Origin of the sequence: Streptomyces sp. NPDC002785, assembly GCF_040295565.1 — a bacterium.
In the GTDB taxonomy this organism is placed as follows: domain Bacteria; phylum Actinomycetota; class Actinomycetes; order Streptomycetales; family Streptomycetaceae; genus Streptomyces.
Genome location: NZ_JBEOVN010000004.1, coordinates 1 through 16299, shown reverse-complemented (window position 1 = coordinate 16299; position 16299 = coordinate 1). Strand labels below are relative to the sequence as shown.

Annotated in this window: 19 protein-coding genes; 1 reads left to right on the top strand and 18 read right to left on the bottom strand. The window is 69.5% G+C overall.

The annotated features are described in order from the left end of the window. Positions 1–7: 7 nt before the first annotated feature. The 15 genes from ABTZ94_RS02080 to ABTZ94_RS02010 all read right to left on the bottom strand — a co-directional run bounded on the left by ABTZ94_RS02080 (position 8) and on the right by ABTZ94_RS02010 (position 11312). Entirely contained in the window at positions 8–1009 is a 1002-nt protein-coding gene (locus tag ABTZ94_RS02080; RefSeq protein ID WP_351196556.1) for a hypothetical protein, read from the bottom strand. Positions 1010–1021: 12 nt separating this feature from the next. Next, a complete protein-coding gene (locus tag ABTZ94_RS02075) occupies positions 1022–2341 on the bottom strand; it encodes a phage distal tail protein (protein ID WP_351196554.1) in 1320 nt (439 codons plus the stop codon). A gap of 3 nt (positions 2342–2344) precedes the next feature. Then, complete coding sequence (locus tag ABTZ94_RS02070) at positions 2345–4747, bottom strand: phage tail tape measure protein (RefSeq protein ID WP_351196552.1); 2403 nt, start codon at positions 4745–4747, stop codon at positions 2345–2347. Between the two features lie 50 nt (positions 4748–4797). Continuing rightward, positions 4798–4935 carry a hypothetical protein gene (locus ABTZ94_RS02065; RefSeq protein WP_351196550.1) on the bottom strand — a complete coding sequence of 46 codons (138 nt, stop codon included), beginning with the start codon at positions 4933–4935 and terminating at the stop codon, positions 4798–4800. Positions 4936–5003: 68 nt separating this feature from the next. After that, entirely contained in the window at positions 5004–5480 is a 477-nt protein-coding gene (locus ABTZ94_RS02060) for a hypothetical protein (RefSeq protein ID WP_351196548.1), read from the bottom strand. Beyond that, positions 5477–5941 (bottom strand): phage tail tube protein, encoded by a 465-nt coding sequence (locus tag ABTZ94_RS02055; RefSeq protein WP_351196546.1) that lies wholly within the window; start codon positions 5939–5941, stop codon positions 5477–5479. The genes ABTZ94_RS02060 and ABTZ94_RS02055 overlap by 4 nt, the downstream gene beginning before the upstream one ends. Beyond that, positions 5922–6368: a minor capsid protein gene (locus ABTZ94_RS02050; RefSeq protein ID WP_351196544.1), complete on the bottom strand. Its 447-nt coding sequence runs from the start codon at positions 6366–6368 to the stop codon at positions 5922–5924. Before ABTZ94_RS02050 ends, ABTZ94_RS02055 begins: the two co-directional genes overlap by 20 nt. Next, the gene (locus ABTZ94_RS02045) at positions 6361–6714 is read right to left on the bottom strand and encodes a hypothetical protein (protein ID WP_351196542.1); all 354 of its coding nucleotides are present in this window, start codon (positions 6712–6714) and stop codon (positions 6361–6363) included. Before ABTZ94_RS02045 ends, ABTZ94_RS02050 begins: the two co-directional genes overlap by 8 nt. Continuing rightward, entirely contained in the window at positions 6711–7031 is a 321-nt protein-coding gene (locus tag ABTZ94_RS02040) for a hypothetical protein (protein ID WP_351196540.1), read from the bottom strand. Before ABTZ94_RS02040 ends, ABTZ94_RS02045 begins: the two co-directional genes overlap by 4 nt. Next, the gene (locus ABTZ94_RS02035) at positions 7028–7417 is read right to left on the bottom strand and encodes a hypothetical protein (protein ID WP_351196538.1); all 390 of its coding nucleotides are present in this window, start codon (positions 7415–7417) and stop codon (positions 7028–7030) included. The genes ABTZ94_RS02040 and ABTZ94_RS02035 overlap by 4 nt, the downstream gene beginning before the upstream one ends. 3 nt (positions 7418–7420) lie before the next feature. After that, the gene (locus tag ABTZ94_RS02030) at positions 7421–7582 is read right to left on the bottom strand and encodes a hypothetical protein (protein WP_351196536.1); all 162 of its coding nucleotides are present in this window, start codon (positions 7580–7582) and stop codon (positions 7421–7423) included. Beyond that, positions 7579–8436, bottom strand: coding sequence for a N4-gp56 family major capsid protein (locus tag ABTZ94_RS02025; protein ID WP_351196534.1), 858 nt, complete (start codon positions 8434–8436; stop codon positions 7579–7581). Before ABTZ94_RS02025 ends, ABTZ94_RS02030 begins: the two co-directional genes overlap by 4 nt. A gap of 12 nt (positions 8437–8448) precedes the next feature. Then, a complete protein-coding gene (locus tag ABTZ94_RS02020) occupies positions 8449–9096 on the bottom strand; it encodes a hypothetical protein (RefSeq protein ID WP_351196532.1) in 648 nt (215 codons plus the stop codon). A 91-nt stretch (positions 9097–9187) separates the two neighbouring features. After that, positions 9188–9343 carry an Rmf/CrpP fold protein gene (locus tag ABTZ94_RS02015; protein ID WP_351196530.1) on the bottom strand — a complete coding sequence of 52 codons (156 nt, stop codon included), beginning with the start codon at positions 9341–9343 and terminating at the stop codon, positions 9188–9190. Between the two features lie 13 nt (positions 9344–9356). After that, the gene (locus tag ABTZ94_RS02010) at positions 9357–11312 is read right to left on the bottom strand and encodes a phage minor capsid protein (RefSeq protein ID WP_351196528.1); all 1956 of its coding nucleotides are present in this window, start codon (positions 11310–11312) and stop codon (positions 9357–9359) included. A 57-nt stretch (positions 11313–11369) separates the two neighbouring features. Here ABTZ94_RS02010 and ABTZ94_RS02005 point away from each other — a divergent pair, with 57 nt between their 5' ends. Further along, a complete protein-coding gene (locus ABTZ94_RS02005) occupies positions 11370–12377 on the top strand; it encodes an SRA domain-containing endonuclease (RefSeq protein ID WP_351196526.1) in 1008 nt (335 codons plus the stop codon). Positions 12378–12379: 2 nt separating this feature from the next. Here ABTZ94_RS02005 and ABTZ94_RS02000 read toward each other — a convergent pair whose 3' ends face one another. The 3 genes from ABTZ94_RS02000 to ABTZ94_RS01990 all read right to left on the bottom strand — a co-directional run bounded on the left by ABTZ94_RS02000 (position 12380) and on the right by ABTZ94_RS01990 (position 16223). Further along, positions 12380–13855, bottom strand: a complete 1476-nt coding sequence (locus tag ABTZ94_RS02000; protein WP_351196524.1) for a phage portal protein — start codon at positions 13853–13855, stop codon at positions 12380–12382. 565 nt (positions 13856–14420) lie between these two features. Continuing rightward, positions 14421–15701 carry a PBSX family phage terminase large subunit gene (locus ABTZ94_RS01995; protein WP_502967164.1) on the bottom strand — a complete coding sequence of 427 codons (1281 nt, stop codon included), beginning with the start codon at positions 15699–15701 and terminating at the stop codon, positions 14421–14423. Between the two features lie 3 nt (positions 15702–15704). Continuing rightward, entirely contained in the window at positions 15705–16223 is a 519-nt protein-coding gene (locus ABTZ94_RS01990) for a helix-turn-helix domain-containing protein (protein WP_351196522.1), read from the bottom strand. Positions 16224–16299 lie beyond the last annotated feature (76 nt).

The following is a 16299-nucleotide window of genomic DNA, read 5'->3' as shown; positions in this document are numbered from 1 at the left end:
CACCCCCTCACAGGACGTAGCACGTACTGATACGGATGTTCCGAGTGCTCTGGATGGAGCCACCCGGTACCCACGTCCGCAGGATCAAGGTTCCGTTCGTGCCGATTCGTATGCTTCCGTGGCCGTACCCGTCGGACGCTGCGCCCTCGACGTCGTATGCGGGGCGCCACCCGGTGGGGATGGTCGCGACGGTCGTGTCGTTGATGTTCCCGCCGGCCGGAGACGGAATTGCGGCACCGGTGCGGGTCACCTCGACCGTGAAGGAGCAGACACCCCCGACGCGCCGAGCGGCGAATGAGTTGAGGCCGAACCCGCTTGCCGCGGTGGCCCCGGTGCTGATCGTCTCGACGTCGCGCGGCGGCCGGTACGTCGACCAGGTCGCGGCCGTGGCGTTCCAGCGTTCGAGGACTCCGCCCACGTCGCGGAACTGTCCGTCATAGGCGCCGGTGAACGACGTTCCCCACCCGCGCGGGATGATCCCGCCGTAAGAGGCGGTGTACCGGCGCCGGTCGGCGAGGGCCGATGCCCAGTTGATCCCGCCCGTTCCGGCGGACGCGCCGGCCGGGACGGTGATGGACCACAGCCGCAGGGACGACGGGGGCAGGGTCGGCTCGACGGGGGATGGCTGCGGGTCGCCGACGACCAACTCGACGGTGACGGCGGTCTGCCCGGTCGCGTCGAACAGTCCGTCGCGCACGCGGATCACGATGGAGTCGATACGGGGGTACTGCGCGTTCCCGTCGCCCACGGTGAGCGTCTCGGGGACGGTCACGGCTACGGGGTAGGCGCCCTGCGCGGTGGTGCCCTGCACCAGGGCGCGGCCGATGCCGACCTGTACCTGCATGGCGCCGGCGCCGGTCGCCAGTAGCGGGGCGCCGCCGGCTATCACTCCGTCGCGGGTGGTCAGTTCGCCCTCGGGCACGAACGTGCCGAGAGGGGCGAGGCGGGTATCTGTCCTGGTCTGCCCGTCCGGGGGTCCGGCGAGCAGCCACGCGGCGCGCACGGTCATGCGGCGCCCTCCTTACCAGTAAGCCGAACGCCACCGGACGGCGACGGATGCGGCGGGGTCGGATGATCCGGGCGCGGCCCGGAAAGCAAGATCGGCGGTACCGGGCCAGAGCGCGAACGACTCCTCGGGGACGCTCTGCGCGGTGGCCGTGTAAAGCCGGCTCGCGGTGCCGTTGAGTGTCACCGTGCCCTCGCCGGTGTCCACGACCAGGACGTCGCCGGCAGCGAGGTCGAGGTCGTATTCGAGGACGTCGCCCGTGGCGAGGTTGGTAAGGCTCGGCATGGACACGGGGCCCCGGAACTCGACGACGGGGTGCGCGGGGGCCTTCCCGTCGTTGCGGGCGGTGAGCGTGCCCGTGCTGCCCGGCGGGCCGAAGTCGTACGGGTCGCGCAGTCCCTCGGCGCCGAGTCCCGGAATGAGCAGCCGCGACGGGCCGACGGTGACCGTGGCGGGCGAGGGGACGGTCGCCCACTGCATGACGGGGCGTACCTGTATGGCGCCGGCCGGGGCGGTCCCGGTGACGCGCCCGTACGTGCCGGTCGTTGCGGCGAGGTAGGCGCCTGCGGCGTCGAGCCAGTGAAGGAGCAAGACCGACCCGCGCGGCGGCGTGTCGGCAAGGAACGTCACGGACTGCGCCGGCTCGACGGGGAAACCGGAGAGGTCGCCCGGGCCGACGGTCCATGCGAGGCCGGCCTGCGCGGCGGTGATTGCGGCGGTAAGCGCGCCCCCGTTGCTGCCCAGCGTCATTCCGGACATGGCCCAGAACGACGCCGTGGCGGACGCGCGGCCGGCGGCCTGGTCGTCGGGGAACATCTGCTGCGAGGGGGCGGCGTTCCAGTCGAGGCCCGGCTCGTCCGTGGGCAGGCCGGCCCGCGCGGTGCGTTCGAGCAGCTCGTACCGGCGCGGGTCGCTCGCGGTGAGCTGCACGGCCGCGCCGCTGATACTGCCGAGGGTGTACCCGCGCTCGACGGGGACGGCCCGGGCGGTCACCCGGACCCATGCGAGCAGGGGGCCACGCTCGTCGAGCTGCACGACGAACGGCTGCTCGTCCTCGGTGATGGTGGTTGCGGCGCCGAGCTGCTGCACGACGGCGCCGATTTCCCCCCGGCGGGCCCGTATCAGGATCCCGTCGAGGGTGACGACGCGCGGCTGTGCGAGCAGCCGGCCCAGGATCGCGCCGTGCGCGCCGGCCCGGTTGACGCTCCCGGAGTCGAGGGCGGGGAGGTCTTCCCACCCGGTCAGGGAGCGCCACCGGTAGGGGGTGCCGCGTCCGAGCAGCAGCTCGCCGAGCTGCGCGTGCCCGGACGCGTTCACCTGGTCGCCAATGGCCACGACTCACCCCCTCGCCTTCATGCGCCACGCGAGGGCGTGGGCGTTCTCTTCGGGGGTCTGCTCGCCGCCGTGCCAATGCTCGATGTGGACGGCCGCGCCGGCGCTACCGGCGAACGCGGTTCCGCCACCCATGCCCGGGCCTGCGCCTGCGAGGGCGGGCACGGGCGGCGGCGAGACCAGGCTCGACATGGTGCGGTCGAGCGCGCCCTGACCGGAGCGGATACCGGCGACGACGCCGGCGGGAATCCATCGGCCGATGTCCCGTGCCATCACCTTGGACGGTGAATGAATTCCGAGTGCCTTAGCGATCGGCCCCGGAATCATATTCTTGGCAAAGGAAATGAGCTGGCCTTTCAGCCAGGATCCCATGGACTTAATGCCATTCCACAGGCCGCGTACGACGTCAGTTCCCTTGTCGTACAGCAGGCGTCCGAGACTGCCGATACCCGATGCGATGCGGCCGGGCAGTCCCTTTACCCAGTTGACTAGCTCGGTGGCCTTGCGTATGGACCCGTCCTTGATGCTCTGCCAATGCTTGATGATCAGGCCCGGAAGGGTCCAGTTCAAAAAGAAATTGATGAGCTTCTGCGGAAGTCCCTTGACCCAATCCACGATGCCGTTCCATACGCGCACCGTGCCGGACTTGATCGAATCCCAATGCTTGATGATGATTCCAACAAGCGTGAAATTCATGAACAGGTCGAGCAGGAATTGACCAACGGCCTTGATCTTGTTCCAGACCCATTCCCACGCGGTTTTCGTCGCAGAAACGATGGTGTCCCAGTTGGCCACGATGAGCGCGACCAGGGCGACAACTGCGGCGATGATGAGCCCAACAGGGCCCATCGAGATAACCCACGCTGCGGCCATTCGCGCGGCCTGAATCATGGACTGTGCGCCCATGAGGACCCATGCCGCGACGACGCGCACCGCGGCGGCGGCGGCCCCGGCGCCCTGCGCGATCCAGCCGGCCAGAATGAGCGCGTTGGACGCGACGAACGATGCGACGGCGGTAACGGCCGCGGTTGCCTGCGTCGCCCACCCGGTCACGGTGGCCGTGGTGGTGAGTACGGCCTGCGTGGCGAGGCGAATCAACGCCGGGAGCATGAGAGTGGTGATCAGGCCGGCCGCGACAGAGAACGCGGTCGAGTGCTGCGAGACGAAACCGGCGGCGGTGGCGAACGCTGCGCCGAGGGTGCCGAGCCAGTCAGCAGCCTTGGACAGGGCCGGAATCACGTACGTGCCGATCAGTTCGACTAGCCCCTGCATGGCGGCCCGCTTGAACTGCTCGATTTTCGTTGCGGCGTTGTCCCGCATGGCGTTTCCGGCCTTGTCGGTAGCGCCCTTGACGTCGCCGAGTGCCTTTACCGCCGTGCTCGGGTCGAGCTTGAATAGCGCGCCCTGTAGGTCTTCGGCCTTGGTGCCGAACAGGGCGACGGCCGTTGCGTTCCGCTTGGCCGGGTCCTCAATGGCCTTGATGCGCTGTAGGACGTCGCCGAGTGCCTTACTGGCTTCCGGTCCACCCTTCGTGAACGTCTTCGCCATGACGTCGGCGTTAAGGCCAATGTCCTTGAAAGCCTCAACGCTTCCCGTGGACATGTCCTTGCTGCGGATCGCGAACTCTTTGAGTGCGTCCGCGACCGTGTCCGCGTCCCGTGCGCCACCCTGTAGCCCTTGTTGCATAAGGCCCATCGCGGTTTGCGCGTCGAGTCCCAAATCCCGGAATTGGGTGGGGTATTCGCTGAATGTGTCGAGCAGATCCTCGGCTGAGTTGGCGCCCTTTTGGGTGCCCCGTACGAGGACGTCCATAGCCTCATCGGCCGACTTTGCGACGCCCGATTTCAGCATGACGCCGACGGCCCGGGAGACCTTCCCGACGTCCTCGCCCATGACGCTCGCCGTATCGGCGACGCGCTTGGACATCGTCTGTATCTGCGCGCTCGTCGCCTCGGGCGGGAGTAGGCCGTTTTGGGCAATGCCCTTGATGACCTCGGCCCCGTCCTCGACGGAATCGACGATCGCGCCGGCGTACAGGTCGCCGGCGACCTTGCCGTACTTCGCGGCGACGGGCCCGGTAGTGCCGAGCTGCGCCTGCAACTTGCCCTGTACCTTGCCCTGTTCAAGGGCTTGGCCCACGCCGGCCATCAGGACGGCGCCGATGCCGGCACCGACGGCGGCCCACCCGAACGCCTTCAACGCGCCGGCGCCGCCGCTCGCCGCGGCGTCGCTCCCGTCGGCCATGCCGTCGCCAAGGGCGGCCCCGGCCTGCTGCCCGGCCCGGTCGGCGTCGGCGACGATCGTGTCGCCGGTCGAGCGCATACCGGCCTCGGCGCGGTTCATGCCGGCTTGTGCGGGGCCGTCGTCGACGGTGATGGTGGCGAGCAGCTCGCCCACGGTGAGCGCCACCGGATCACCTCCTATCGGGGGTCATCCGGCGCGGTCGCCGGTCGTACGGGTCAGCCGGCGGGGATGCCGGTGATTGCTGCGATTTCCGCCGGGTCCGACACGGCCCGGGGGGTGCGCGACCATGCGCGGGCGAACTTGGACTCGCCCGGTAGGCCGGTCACCAGGACCAGGAATCGGCGAGTGGACATGCGGGCGAGGTCACGCGGGCCGGTGCCGTACTCGCGGGCGAGGTCGCCCTCGACGGCGGCCCAGTGCGTCAGGATCGCGCGCCAGAACGCCCCGGCTTCTTCTTCGTCTTCGCCCTGCGCGCCGCCCGGTTCACCGGCGCCGCCGCTTTTCCCGCGTCCTGCTCCGCGTACAGCTCGGCGGCGCGCTGCATGGTGATGCTGCCCGGCTTCCGGATGTTCGCGGCGGAGTACATGAGCACGACGCCGAGCTGCCGGTCGGTCATGCCGGCCTCGGCCCACGTATCGAGGACGTCGCCCCCGTACAGGGTGGCCAACATCCGGCGGACGTCGTCGGGGTCGCTGGAGTCCTGTACGCGCTCCATCTGGAGCGTGAAAAGCAGGGGGAGCGACTCGGGCAGGGTGTACGTGGTGCCGTAGAGGGTGAACTGCTCGCGCGGCCGGGTGGCGGACTCCTCGGCGAAGAACGCGTCAAAGTCCGCCGGCCCGGCGCCCTGGTCGAGCTGCTCGTCGTCCTGGTCGACGACGTCGAGGTCGGCGTCGGTCACGGGGCCACATCCACGGTGCGCGCGGCGCCGCACTTGGTGACGGTGGCACTCCATGACGTCTTGTCGTTGGTGCCTCCGCCCTGCTCGCCCGGGGTCACGGTCGCGTCCCACACAACCCACTTGGTCTGTGTGTTGTGGCGCCACCGAACCGCGTTGCGGGAGTCGATACCGAGACGCTCGGCCCACACGTGGTCGACGTACGCCTGCCCGGCATCCTGCGCCTTGCTGGTCTTGTCGATGCGGTACTGACCCTCGATCTCCAGCGAGGCGCCGCGCTGCATCACGTCCTGTTCGTACTGCCCGTCGGAGTCAAACGCCGTGGTGTCGGCCGTCTCCTCGTTTTCCCCAGGGTTGTGGGTAAAGGTCGTGATGCCGCTGATCGGCAACCATGTCTCGGTCTGCGCGTCGTCGTCCTGGACCTCGAAAATCCAGCCGCGCGCGTCAATCGGCCGTCCGGCCATGGGCGGTACCTCCTGTGTCTGTCGTGGGGCCGGACACGTCAAGATCGAAATTCACGACGTGCTCGTGTCGGCCGGTGCTGTCGGTGCCCAAAGGGGCGGGGGTGCCGCGTGCGGCGGCGAGGATGAGCCACGTACCGTCGGGCAACTCGACGCCCGTAAGGCCGTGCAGGGCCCGGTACAGGGCCTCGGCCCGGGTGCGGGACACCCGGGGGTCGGCGGTGCCGCGCGTGCGTACCTGTAGGCGCCTTTGCTCGACGTCGTCCCGGGCGTCCGGGGCGGGCCCGTCGTACAGGGCGAGGGACACGGCGAGGTCGGGCGTCGGGGGCATGGCCTCGACGAACGTGTCGCCGGTGCGCCCGGTCGGGTCGTAGTCGAGCAGGCCGGCGGCGGCGAGATAGCGGGCGATGCCGTCGAGCAGGTCAGCCACGGAGGGACCTCCGCACCTGCGCGGCGATGATGTCCGCGACGGTGCCGGCCTCCTCGGTTACGGGCCCTTCGAGGTACTTGGCGGTCCGGCCGGCGTCGTGCTGGTAGCTGAGTTCCTCGTGCTGGCGTACGGCGTACTTCGTGTCGTACGAAACGCCGGCAGTCAGGGCCCCCTCGTCGGCCGACGCGACGCCGGACCTTTCGAGGGTGGCCTCTTCGATCGGTACGCGGCGGCGGGAGCGTTCGAGGACGTGCTCGGCGGCGATGCGCAGGCCACGGATGGCGCCGGCCCGGGTGCCGCGCAGGGCGGCGGCTCCGTTCCATGTGAGGCGGGCGCGTGCGGTCACTCCGTCATCACCTCCGTACAGGCCGGCACGGGCAGGCCCGGGGCGGTGTGGGTGGCGGTCGATATGGCAGTCGTCACGCGGCCGTCGGGCAGGGTCACCCGGGATCCGGGCGGGCAGTCGAGGCCCGGGGCGGTGATCACCTGCGCCGTGCTCACGACTTCGCGGCCGTCGCTCGCGCGGCGCACCTGCTTGACGGTGTGAGCGACCAGGGCCCGCACGTCGACGACGGGCGGGTCGTAGATCGGCCCGTACGCCGAGTCGCCCCGGTAGGGCTCGACGGTCACGCGGTGGCGCAGCAGCGATACGGGGACTTTCACCAGATCACCCCCGGGAGCAGGCCGGCGCCGCTTAGGGCTCGGTGTGCGCGGGGGGCGAGGTCGACGCCGGATGCGGCGGGCGGGCCCGCGGTGCGTCCGGACAGGGACACGGGGCCGATGCTCACGGAGTCCCACGCACCGGCCGCGCCGGTACCGTCGTCGCCCGTGGCGAGTTGGTACTCGACCTGCGCGCAGACGGCCGCGGCGAGGGCGTCGGCGACGGCCGGGTCGGTGGGGTCTCCGTCGTCGTCGACGGCGTAAACGGCGGTGAGCAGGGCGGCGTCGACGTCCTCAGACGCACGGGCGAGCAGCCGCTCGGCGCCCTCGGGCGCCTGGTCGCCGGTGTAGACGGCGAGCTGCTCGGGGGTCGCGTAGACGCGGCCCATGGCTCACCCCCCGTCGGCCGTCTTGGTGGCCTTCTTCGAGGCAGCAGAACGCCCCGCCGGCTGCTTGGCCTGCGGGGCGCTCTCGGTCTGCTCGTCGACGGCCTGGTGCTCGACGGCCTGGTCGTCGTCGACGTCCGGGGGCCGGTGGTACCGGCGCAAGATCATGCGGCGGCCCCCTTGGTCTTGAGGACGACGACGCCCTCGTCGTCGAGCCGGTGCGTGGCGTAGTGCACGTTCGTCGTGACGACCGTGGTGCGCGCGAGAATGTCGCGGTCCGTCTCGACGACGGGCCGGCGCTTGTAGAGCAGGCCCAGCGAGCCGCGCCGGATCATGAGCGCGTTGTACGTCTTGTCGACGCCGGTTCCGGCCGTGGTGAGGCGGTCGGAAACGTAGATGTTCACGCCCCCGGCCTGACCGATCACGCCCCGCGGGATGACTGCGCCGGCGCCGAGCTTGTCGGCGCTGATGAAGTTCGGGTCACGGAGCAGGGCGGCGCGCTGCACGGAGTGGATGACCGTGCCGGCCATGTTCTCCGGATCCCACTCGTCTCCGAACCGCTCGATGCCGGACACCATGACGTCCCACGAAAGGGGCTCGGTCGAGGCGTCCACGGTGATCACGCCGGCAGCCTCAGCCGCGGCCCGCAGGTCCACGTCGACCTTCCGGGCGATGAGTACGCCGAGCTGTCGCTGCGTCTCCGCGTACGGGTCGCCGAACGCGACAAGGCGGGCCTTGTCGGTGATCTCAACCGCCTTGCCGGCTTCCTTGATGGTCGCCGAGTTGCCCGGGTCGGTGCCAAGCTGCTCGGGCGTCATCGGCGTTCCCTCGGTGAGGTCTTCCGCCTCGCCCAGCGCGGTCCACTTCGGAAAGTTGACGGTGTCGCCGGGCTTGCCTTCGAGGGTGTTGTCGTCGGTGGCGAGGGTGCCAAGGATCATGGCGCCCTTGAACTTGGCCTGCACCATGTCGGCCCATACGTCGGGGACGATCATCTGTGCGGCGGTGGTCTTTCCAGCGGGCATGTGGCGCCCTCCTTACTCGGATGCGGCAGAAAGCTGCCGGTACAGGTCGGGGTCGGACTGGTGCAGTGCGACGCGGTCGCCGTAGGACATGGCGGCGAACTGCGCGGCAGTCGGGGCCGCGGTCGTGCCGGGGGTGAAGTCGGCGCCACCCGCGGGCGGGCCGGCCGGGGCGCCCTCGGCGCGCAGGTGGGGGTTTGCCTCGACGGCGGCCGTGATGACGGCGGCGAGCTTCTCGCCGAACTTCGCGTCGGCCGGGTCGAGGTCGGCGAGCTGCTTCTCGACGGTGCGAGAGTCGAGCAGGCGGGCCGGATCGGCGCCGGCTCCGTGCGCGGCCTGGTGCGCGGCGAGTTCCACGCGCAGGGTGCGCGCCTCGGCGAGGGCGGCGTCGCGCTCGGTCGTCGCCTGCGCGGCGAGCTGCGCCGGGTCAGTCTCGGCGGCGGCGCCGTTCGGGTCGAGGACACGGCGCAGGCCGGCGAGCAGCTCGTCGCGCTCGGTCTTGGCCTGCTCGGCGGCGGCCTCGGCGGCGGTTGCGCGCTGCTCGACGGCCGGGTCGGCGGCCGGCGCCGCGGGGGCCGCGGGGGTCGCCGGCGGGGTGGTCGGGGTCGCGGCCGGGTCGGTGGACGGTGCGGCCGGGGCGGCGGGAGTCTGGCTTTCGGGCATGGGTGATCGGCCCTCCGTGACCGTGTGGGGACATGCGAAAGGGCCCGCCGGTCGGCGGGCCCTTGGGAGTCGTGCGGGGTGTCTGTGTGGCTTACTCGGCGGGCGCGGTGGCCTGTCCGTATCCGCGTAGCCATGCGGTCCGTAGCAGCGTGCGCGGCGGGTGGGGGCAGGCGGTCATGGACTGCTCGGCGCGGGCCGCGGTGCGGCCGGCGAGCAGTGCGCGAGTAAGGTCTGCGCGGCTTCCCATGACGCCCCCTCGATCATCCGTCGTGTCTGTTCCGAGCATCCCACAACGCTTGTTGAGCCGTTCGAACATCGCTCATGTTCTGGCCGGTGACCTCGGCGACGAACTGCTGCTGCGTCTTGCGCTCTTGCTTTCGCCAAAACGCTTTGAGTTCGTCGGACGCGTAGGCGTAGGCGATGCGGGCGGGCCCGGTGAACAGGCTTCCCGGGTCGACGCCCTGCTCGTGTCCGCGGCGGTTGAGTAGGTACCCGTTCGTCGCGTCCTCGGCGGCCTGGTACTGGAGCATGGCCCACTCGAAATACATCTCTCGGGCCTCGCGCCGGGTGACCTTGTGCACGGGCGCGTCGGCCGGGTGCTCGTCGGCGAGATGCCGGGCCGTGGTGGGCAGGGCATCCTCGGCGACGTCCGCGTACTGCTGCCACTCGGCCGGCGGCGCCCCCGGGGCGAGGGCGTCGTCGAGGGCGGTCGACGCGGCGAGGACGTCGTCGACGTCGTCCCCCATCGGCAGGGGGTACTCGGGGATCGGCCCCGGGTACCGGCGGTCGAGTTCATCGGCAATGCGCAGCAGCTCGTCGTCGGTGGCGTGCTGCTGCGCCCATGCGAGGACTTCATCGCCCGTGGTGGACAAGTCGGCGAGCAGGCGCCCCTCGGGGAACACTGCGGCCCGCAGGTCGGCGGCGTCCCGGCGGTCTGCCTCGGCCTCAATGCGGGCGACGTCGCGCTCGTCGAGGACTCCGGGGCGGGTGGCGAGGGCGAGCTGCTCGTCGCTCATCTCGCGCAGGGTGGCGTCGCCGCCGGCGCGCACGCGAGCGGCCTGCATGGCGTCGTCCGCCGGCGCGGTGTAGGTGGTCGGGAGGTTCGAGGCGCCGGGCTGCTCGCGGTGGCGCAGGCGGCGCAGGTCCGGGTGTGCGGCGAGGTGCGAACGCATGGCGCCTTGCCACTGCCGCACCTTGGCCTCGGCCGCGCGCTTGCCCTCGGGCGTGGTCGCGGCGGCGGCCCGGTTCTTGTACCGGCGAATCTTCCGCTCTATCTCGCGTTGCCTCTGCCCTGCCTCGTATCCGGCCGGGTCCGATTCGGCGTCCTCGGTGCGCGTGATGCCGGGGGTGTAACTGCTGACAGAATGGCGGCAGTTGGGGTGTTGCAGCCCTGCGGCCCGGGCTTCGTCGAGGGATCCGGCGACGTCCACGCGGATCATGCGGCCGTCCTCGATGGCGTGCTCGACGTCGACCGTACGGGCGCCGGACGGGCCCCCGATGGACAACACCTGTCGTTCCCATGGGCGACACAGCGGGCATTCGCGGGGGCTGCTGCTGACGACGACCAGGTCGACGCCGGCCGCGGCGAGCGTGGTCATGTGCGCCTCGGTCGCGGCGCGGCCGACGGACGTACGTACCGCCATCTCGGCGTAAGAGGTCATCTTCCATGCCCGGCCGGATCGGTCGACGAACGTGCGCAGGCCACGGTCGCTGAATCGCTCCATGGCGCGCTGTGTGGCCTGCCGACGGGTGTCGATGCCGAGTACTGGCGTGGCCGATACCTCGCTGATCGCCTGCCGGTATCCGTCCTCGATGCCTCGGAGAATGCCGCGGTGCGTGGCGGTGATGAGGTTGACGGTTTCCCGCGCGAGCCGGTCAACGGCGCGGGTGTTTGGGGTGGTCTCGTCGATGTGGCGCAGATCGTTGTCGTGCAGCGCGCCGAGCTCGGCCAGTCCCGAGCGTGCCCCGATGTTGTACGCCTCGGCGACGACGTCGAATACTTCGAGCTGCATGGTTGAGCCGAGCGCGTCGACGACCCCCTGAGCGCCTCGGCGCAGGGCCTGAACGTCGCGCAGCTTGTTGGTTGCCCAACCTGGGGCCTCGAACCCGTCGGCGAGCTGCCGCGCGACGATGCTGAGCAGCCGCTGCTCGGCGTCCGCGTACAGGTCACGGACGCCGGCCGAAAGGTCCTCGACCATTCCGGGGTGTATGGGCATAGCACCTCCACCCCTGGCCGGCACGGATTGTCAGTGGTGGTCGGTACGGTCGCGGGCATGACCTCTGTGCAGATCACGCCCGGCGACGTCTTCACGCGCGCGGACCTGAAGGAGATGTTCGGTGGCTCAACACAGGGCGGGATCATTCCGTCGCGGACGAGCGACAACATCCTGATCTTTACTGACCACAAGAGCGCCAAGCGCTACGGCTATCAGGATGGTTGGCTCGCCGAAGAAGATGAGACGGGCCCGGTGTTCGAGTACACCGGTGAGGGCAGCTACGGCGACCAGACACTGAAGGGCAAGAACGGCTCTCTCCTGCGCCACGCCGAAGAAGGGCGCGCGCTGCATCTGTTTATCGCCATCGGCAAGGTGGAGGGCTCAGACACCAAGCTGCACCGCTACGTTGGCGAGTTCTCGGTTGATGAGAACGACCCGTTCATCGAACGGCAGGCCCTTGACAGCGAACAGAACACGCGGTGGGTCTACGTCTTTCGACTGCGCCCCGTGACCGAGATCGAGCAGGCGCCCGAGGACTTCGTGCCGCCGGCCCCCAAGACCGTAATCACGCAGGTTCCCGCTACGCCGATGGCCGATCCCGCGTTCGCGCTGCGGAGGCCGGTCGAAGTTACGGCGAGCAAGCCGGCCAAGCCGGAGAAGAACAGCGGTAAGAAGATCACGCGGAAGCCGACGGGCCCCGTGGAAGTGAAGCGCATCGAGGCCGAACTGAGCGACCGGTTCCTCGCGTTCCTTCAGGAGCAGGGGCACGAGGTGACGCGCTTCGACATCCGTATTAAGGGGCTCGCGTCAATCCTCTTCACGGACCTGTACGACGCGACCGACAACGTCCTGTACGAGATCAAGAGCAAGAGCGACCGCGGCGCCGTGCGCGCCGCCATAGCGCAGCTTATCGACTACCGCCGTCACATCCCTCCGCAGGATGCGCGGCTCGCCGTGCTGCTCCCGGAGTGCCCGCACGAGGACCTGGTCGACCTTGTCGACTCCGCCGGTATGGCGCTCGTGCACGAGAACGGCGACAAGTTCACCGGTTGGCCCGTCGCCTAGAGCTAGAGCAGTTGCCCGGCCTGCATGGGGTCGGGCACTGCCTGCCCAGTCTCGGTCAAGATGCGATCGACCTCAGCCTGCACGACGGCGTCGTCCCAATCCGGGTGCAGGATCCGCACCTTCGTATCGGTCGAAACGGCCTGCGCCTGTGCGAGCAGGGACAGCGTTTGCGCGGTGCTCCCGGGGTCTTCCGCGACTCCGTCGCCAATGTCGACCGTGGGGCGTTCGTCGGTTCCCCCGCCTCCGAACTGCACCCGGTCGATGGCGAGCAGGACGCGCAGAATCTCGGCAATCGCGCGTCGCCAGTAACGCGCCTTCTTGCCCCGGGTCACCATCGACCGGTGGTCACGCGCGGCGATCTCCGTTGCGGTGACGGCGGCCCCGTCTCCGTCGAGGCCGACGGATGTAGGGGAGTAACCGGCCGCTGTCGTGGCCTGCCGCACGATGGCCTCAGCCGTCGCGCGGTGCTCTTCAACACGGATGGCGAACTGCGACAACGTGATGCCGTTGCCCTGCTCGGTGGGCGGGATAGCGAGGGCCTGCCACACTTCCCGGTCGTCGTCGAACGACGCCCCTTTCCCGGGCCCGTTGTTCCGCAGGTAACCGTCGGGAACGATCAACCTTGCCCGGGCGAGCCTGATGTCGCGTAGCCACGATGACCACGTTTCGTCGAGGGCGTCGAGCAGGTCGTGCACACCCTGCAAGTCACTGCGGCCCCACGGGGCGCCGCGGTGCTTGCGGTTGGGTCCGATGTTCGGCACGTATACGGCCGTGAGCATCGGCACGCCGGTCTCGATGGCGTCGCCTTCGGCGCCGAGGGATGCGGCGAGGCTGGCGGTTTCGGTGTGCTCGGTGAGCGGTACGCGCCGGCCGAGCTGGTCGTCGGTCCCCTCATACAGACCGTGCAAGATCCGGCCGCGTTCGTGCCGTTCGAGGTGGCGCCATACGGCCGACCCGGTGCCGGGCAGGGGCCGCCAGAAGGTGACGGCCGTCATGATGCCGAACGTCCACTCGGGTACGGCCTGGTCGGGGTGCACGACGGTGAGCAGGGGCCGGTCGGCAGCGGCGGTGCGGTCCCACGTTACGCGCAAGAACACGCCGGACAGGGCCGCGGCCGTCTCCGCTGCGGTCAGCAGCAGCTCGGGCACGCCCCCGACGTCGAGCAGCTCGTCGAGGCGGTCCTGCGTCGAGGTGTCCGACACGGTGACGACGGGGGTGTCGGCGAAAAGCAGGTCGGCAGACGTCTGCGCGATCTCGCCGGCGAGGGGGATGTGCAGCCGTTCCTCGCGCTTGCCCGGCTGACGGTGGCGCCCCCACAAGCGGCGGCGGCCGTCTTTTCGCTGCTGCGGTGCGTACCGGTAGATCTTGGCGAGGCGGTCGGTGTCGCCGGAGTACCACGCGTCGTCGACCTTGATGTCGGCGTACAGGGGGGCGACGCCTCGGGGTGGCCATACGGCGCCGTTCTCAGGCAGGGGCACAATGTCACCTCCGTTTGTACATCACGGGTATCCCTACCAACAGCTATATGGACAAGGCAGGATCGAGCTCATGGATCAAGGGACCGCGACGGTATTGGGCGCTGCTGCGGCGGCAGTTGGCGTACTAGCCACGGGTTGGTTCACCTACAGAGCCAGCCGTCGGCAGCCGCGTGACCAAGGAGATGTGGATCTTGGTCGAACGCTTCGCGAGGAGCGGCAGGCGGCGTATGAAGGCTTCGTTATTGGCGTCACCGAGTTGGATGGAGCGTTCGCCGCGTTCGACCCTCGGCACAATCTGTTCCTGCGGAAGGATCGACCGAGAACCCCCCGACCATCTGAGGTCAGGAAGTCGCTCGAACACCTGGAAGCAGCGGCGACTGTGCTCGGTGCGTTGAAACGAAGAGTTGAGATAGCCGGTCCGCACTCAGTAACCGGCGCTGCCGACGATCTGTGGCAGAACCTAATCCGCTACCAGGAGAAGCTGGCTCCTTGCCAGAACCCCGGGCGTGGCTGGCCCATCAAGGGACGAAGGGAGCTGGCAAAGGTGGCTCGTGAACTGAACGGGTCACGTCAGCTCTTGGCCAAGCGGTTCCGTACCGCGCTGGTTGCTGCCAGGTAGCAGGTAACGCCACTCGTGCGCGGTGCTGTGCAGCACGTAGCGTAGGGCGTCGACGCTGTGGTCGGCGGTCTTGACCGGCTTGTCTTCGCCCTTGGCGGTCGCGGCGGGATCCCAGGAGTAAGCGGGGATCTCGTCGAGCAGGCCCGAACACGATTCGTGTACGCGCAGCAGGCCGGCGGCGAGGGCCGACGACACGCTGCGGATTCCGGGCTTCACCTCGTTGTCGGCCCGGGTGACGCCCGGGTGTCCGTCGGCCCATAGCTGTGTCTGGAACGACGCAGCCGACGGGTCAATGAACGTCCACTCGGGTTCGATGTTCTGCCGGTCGAGCCATGCCCGAACGGCCTCGCTGTACTGCGCGTCGGTCATCTGCCGGTGAGCGGTCTTGCTGTCGTGGCGCCACTCGCTCACGACATACAGCCGGTTGTCGGCACCGAGTCCCAACACCAGGGCGGCGAACGGGTTCGTTGTCCCGTAGTCCGCGGCGGCCCAGTAACGGAGCATCGGCGGCAGGGTGTCGACGACATGCCGCTGCTCGTCCCACATATCGAATACGGCGCCCTCGGCGACGACCCATGCCCCATCGATCATGCGGCGGCGCCACAGTCCGACGTATTCGGCGGTGAGGTCGGCGACGTACTGCCGGGTCAAGCTCGGGTTGTCGGCGAGCCTGAAATGCCAGTGACGCAGGTTGAGTTCGTGGGCCCGGTCGAGGTACCCGACTTTCAGCCAATGGCGGGGGCTGTCCGGGTTGGTCGTGGCGAGCAGCCGCGCGCCCGGCGTCGAGAGTCGGGCGAGTAGCTGAGTCCAGAACGATTCGGGAACGAGTGTCGCCTCGTCGACGTACGCGAGCTGCGCGGTAAGTCCTCGCAGGCGCCCCTCGGCGCGGACGTCCGATGCGCCGATAAGGTGCACGGTCCGGCCGAGGATGACTGCCGTGGTGGCGCCCCGGGTGTGGTGAATGTGCTTGGACAGGGGGCGGAACAGGGACGCGTCTTGCAGGGGCTCGAACACGTTCCGTTCGATGGTCTGCAAGCTGCGGCCACAAATCAGGATGAGTCCCGACGGTCCGGCGGCGGCAACTGCAATGACGAATGCGAGCAGTGACGCGACGGTCTTTCCAGACCTGACCGACCCGTGCCACAGGTTGATACGGGCCCGGGCGCGGCCAACGCTGCGCAACTGCTTGCGGGACAGGGGGAGGTCGACGCCGGCGGGCAGGCGCACGGCTTACCCCCCGTCGTCGGCCCCCTCGTCGTCGGCGAAAGCGTCGGCGAGTACTTCGCCGAGGGTGCCCAGCATCGAACGGACGTCCTCGGCTCCCTGGCCTCCCTCGGCGGGGGCGAGCTTCAAGGACTTATCCACAGCGGTGGATACGGCGGCGAGGATCTGTCGTTGGTCGGCGAACTGCGGGCGGTCGAGCGGCTGCTCGCTCCACAGGTTGTCTTTGCCTCCGAACGCGCCCACCACGCAGGGGGCGAACAACTGCCCGTGCAGCCGCTCGGCGGACTCGTGCAGAGCCTCGGCGAACTGCTGTCGACGCGCGGCGAGGTCGATACGGCGGGCGTCGGTCGCGGCCACCACTTCGGGCCCGCGCGTGAAACTCAGCGGCGGGTCGAACTCGGCGGCGATTTTGGACACGGTCGAGCCGCTGCGCCCGATGGTCCGTGCGATGGCGTTTCGGCTCTTGCCCTCGGCGTGCAGCCGGCGGACCTGGTCGCGGTCAGCGTCGGTGATCGGCTCTCGCACGGCTTCACCTCCCGGCGGGCATGACGACGCCCCACTGCCGGGGGGTGAAGCCGTGCGAGAGCCGATCACCGACGCT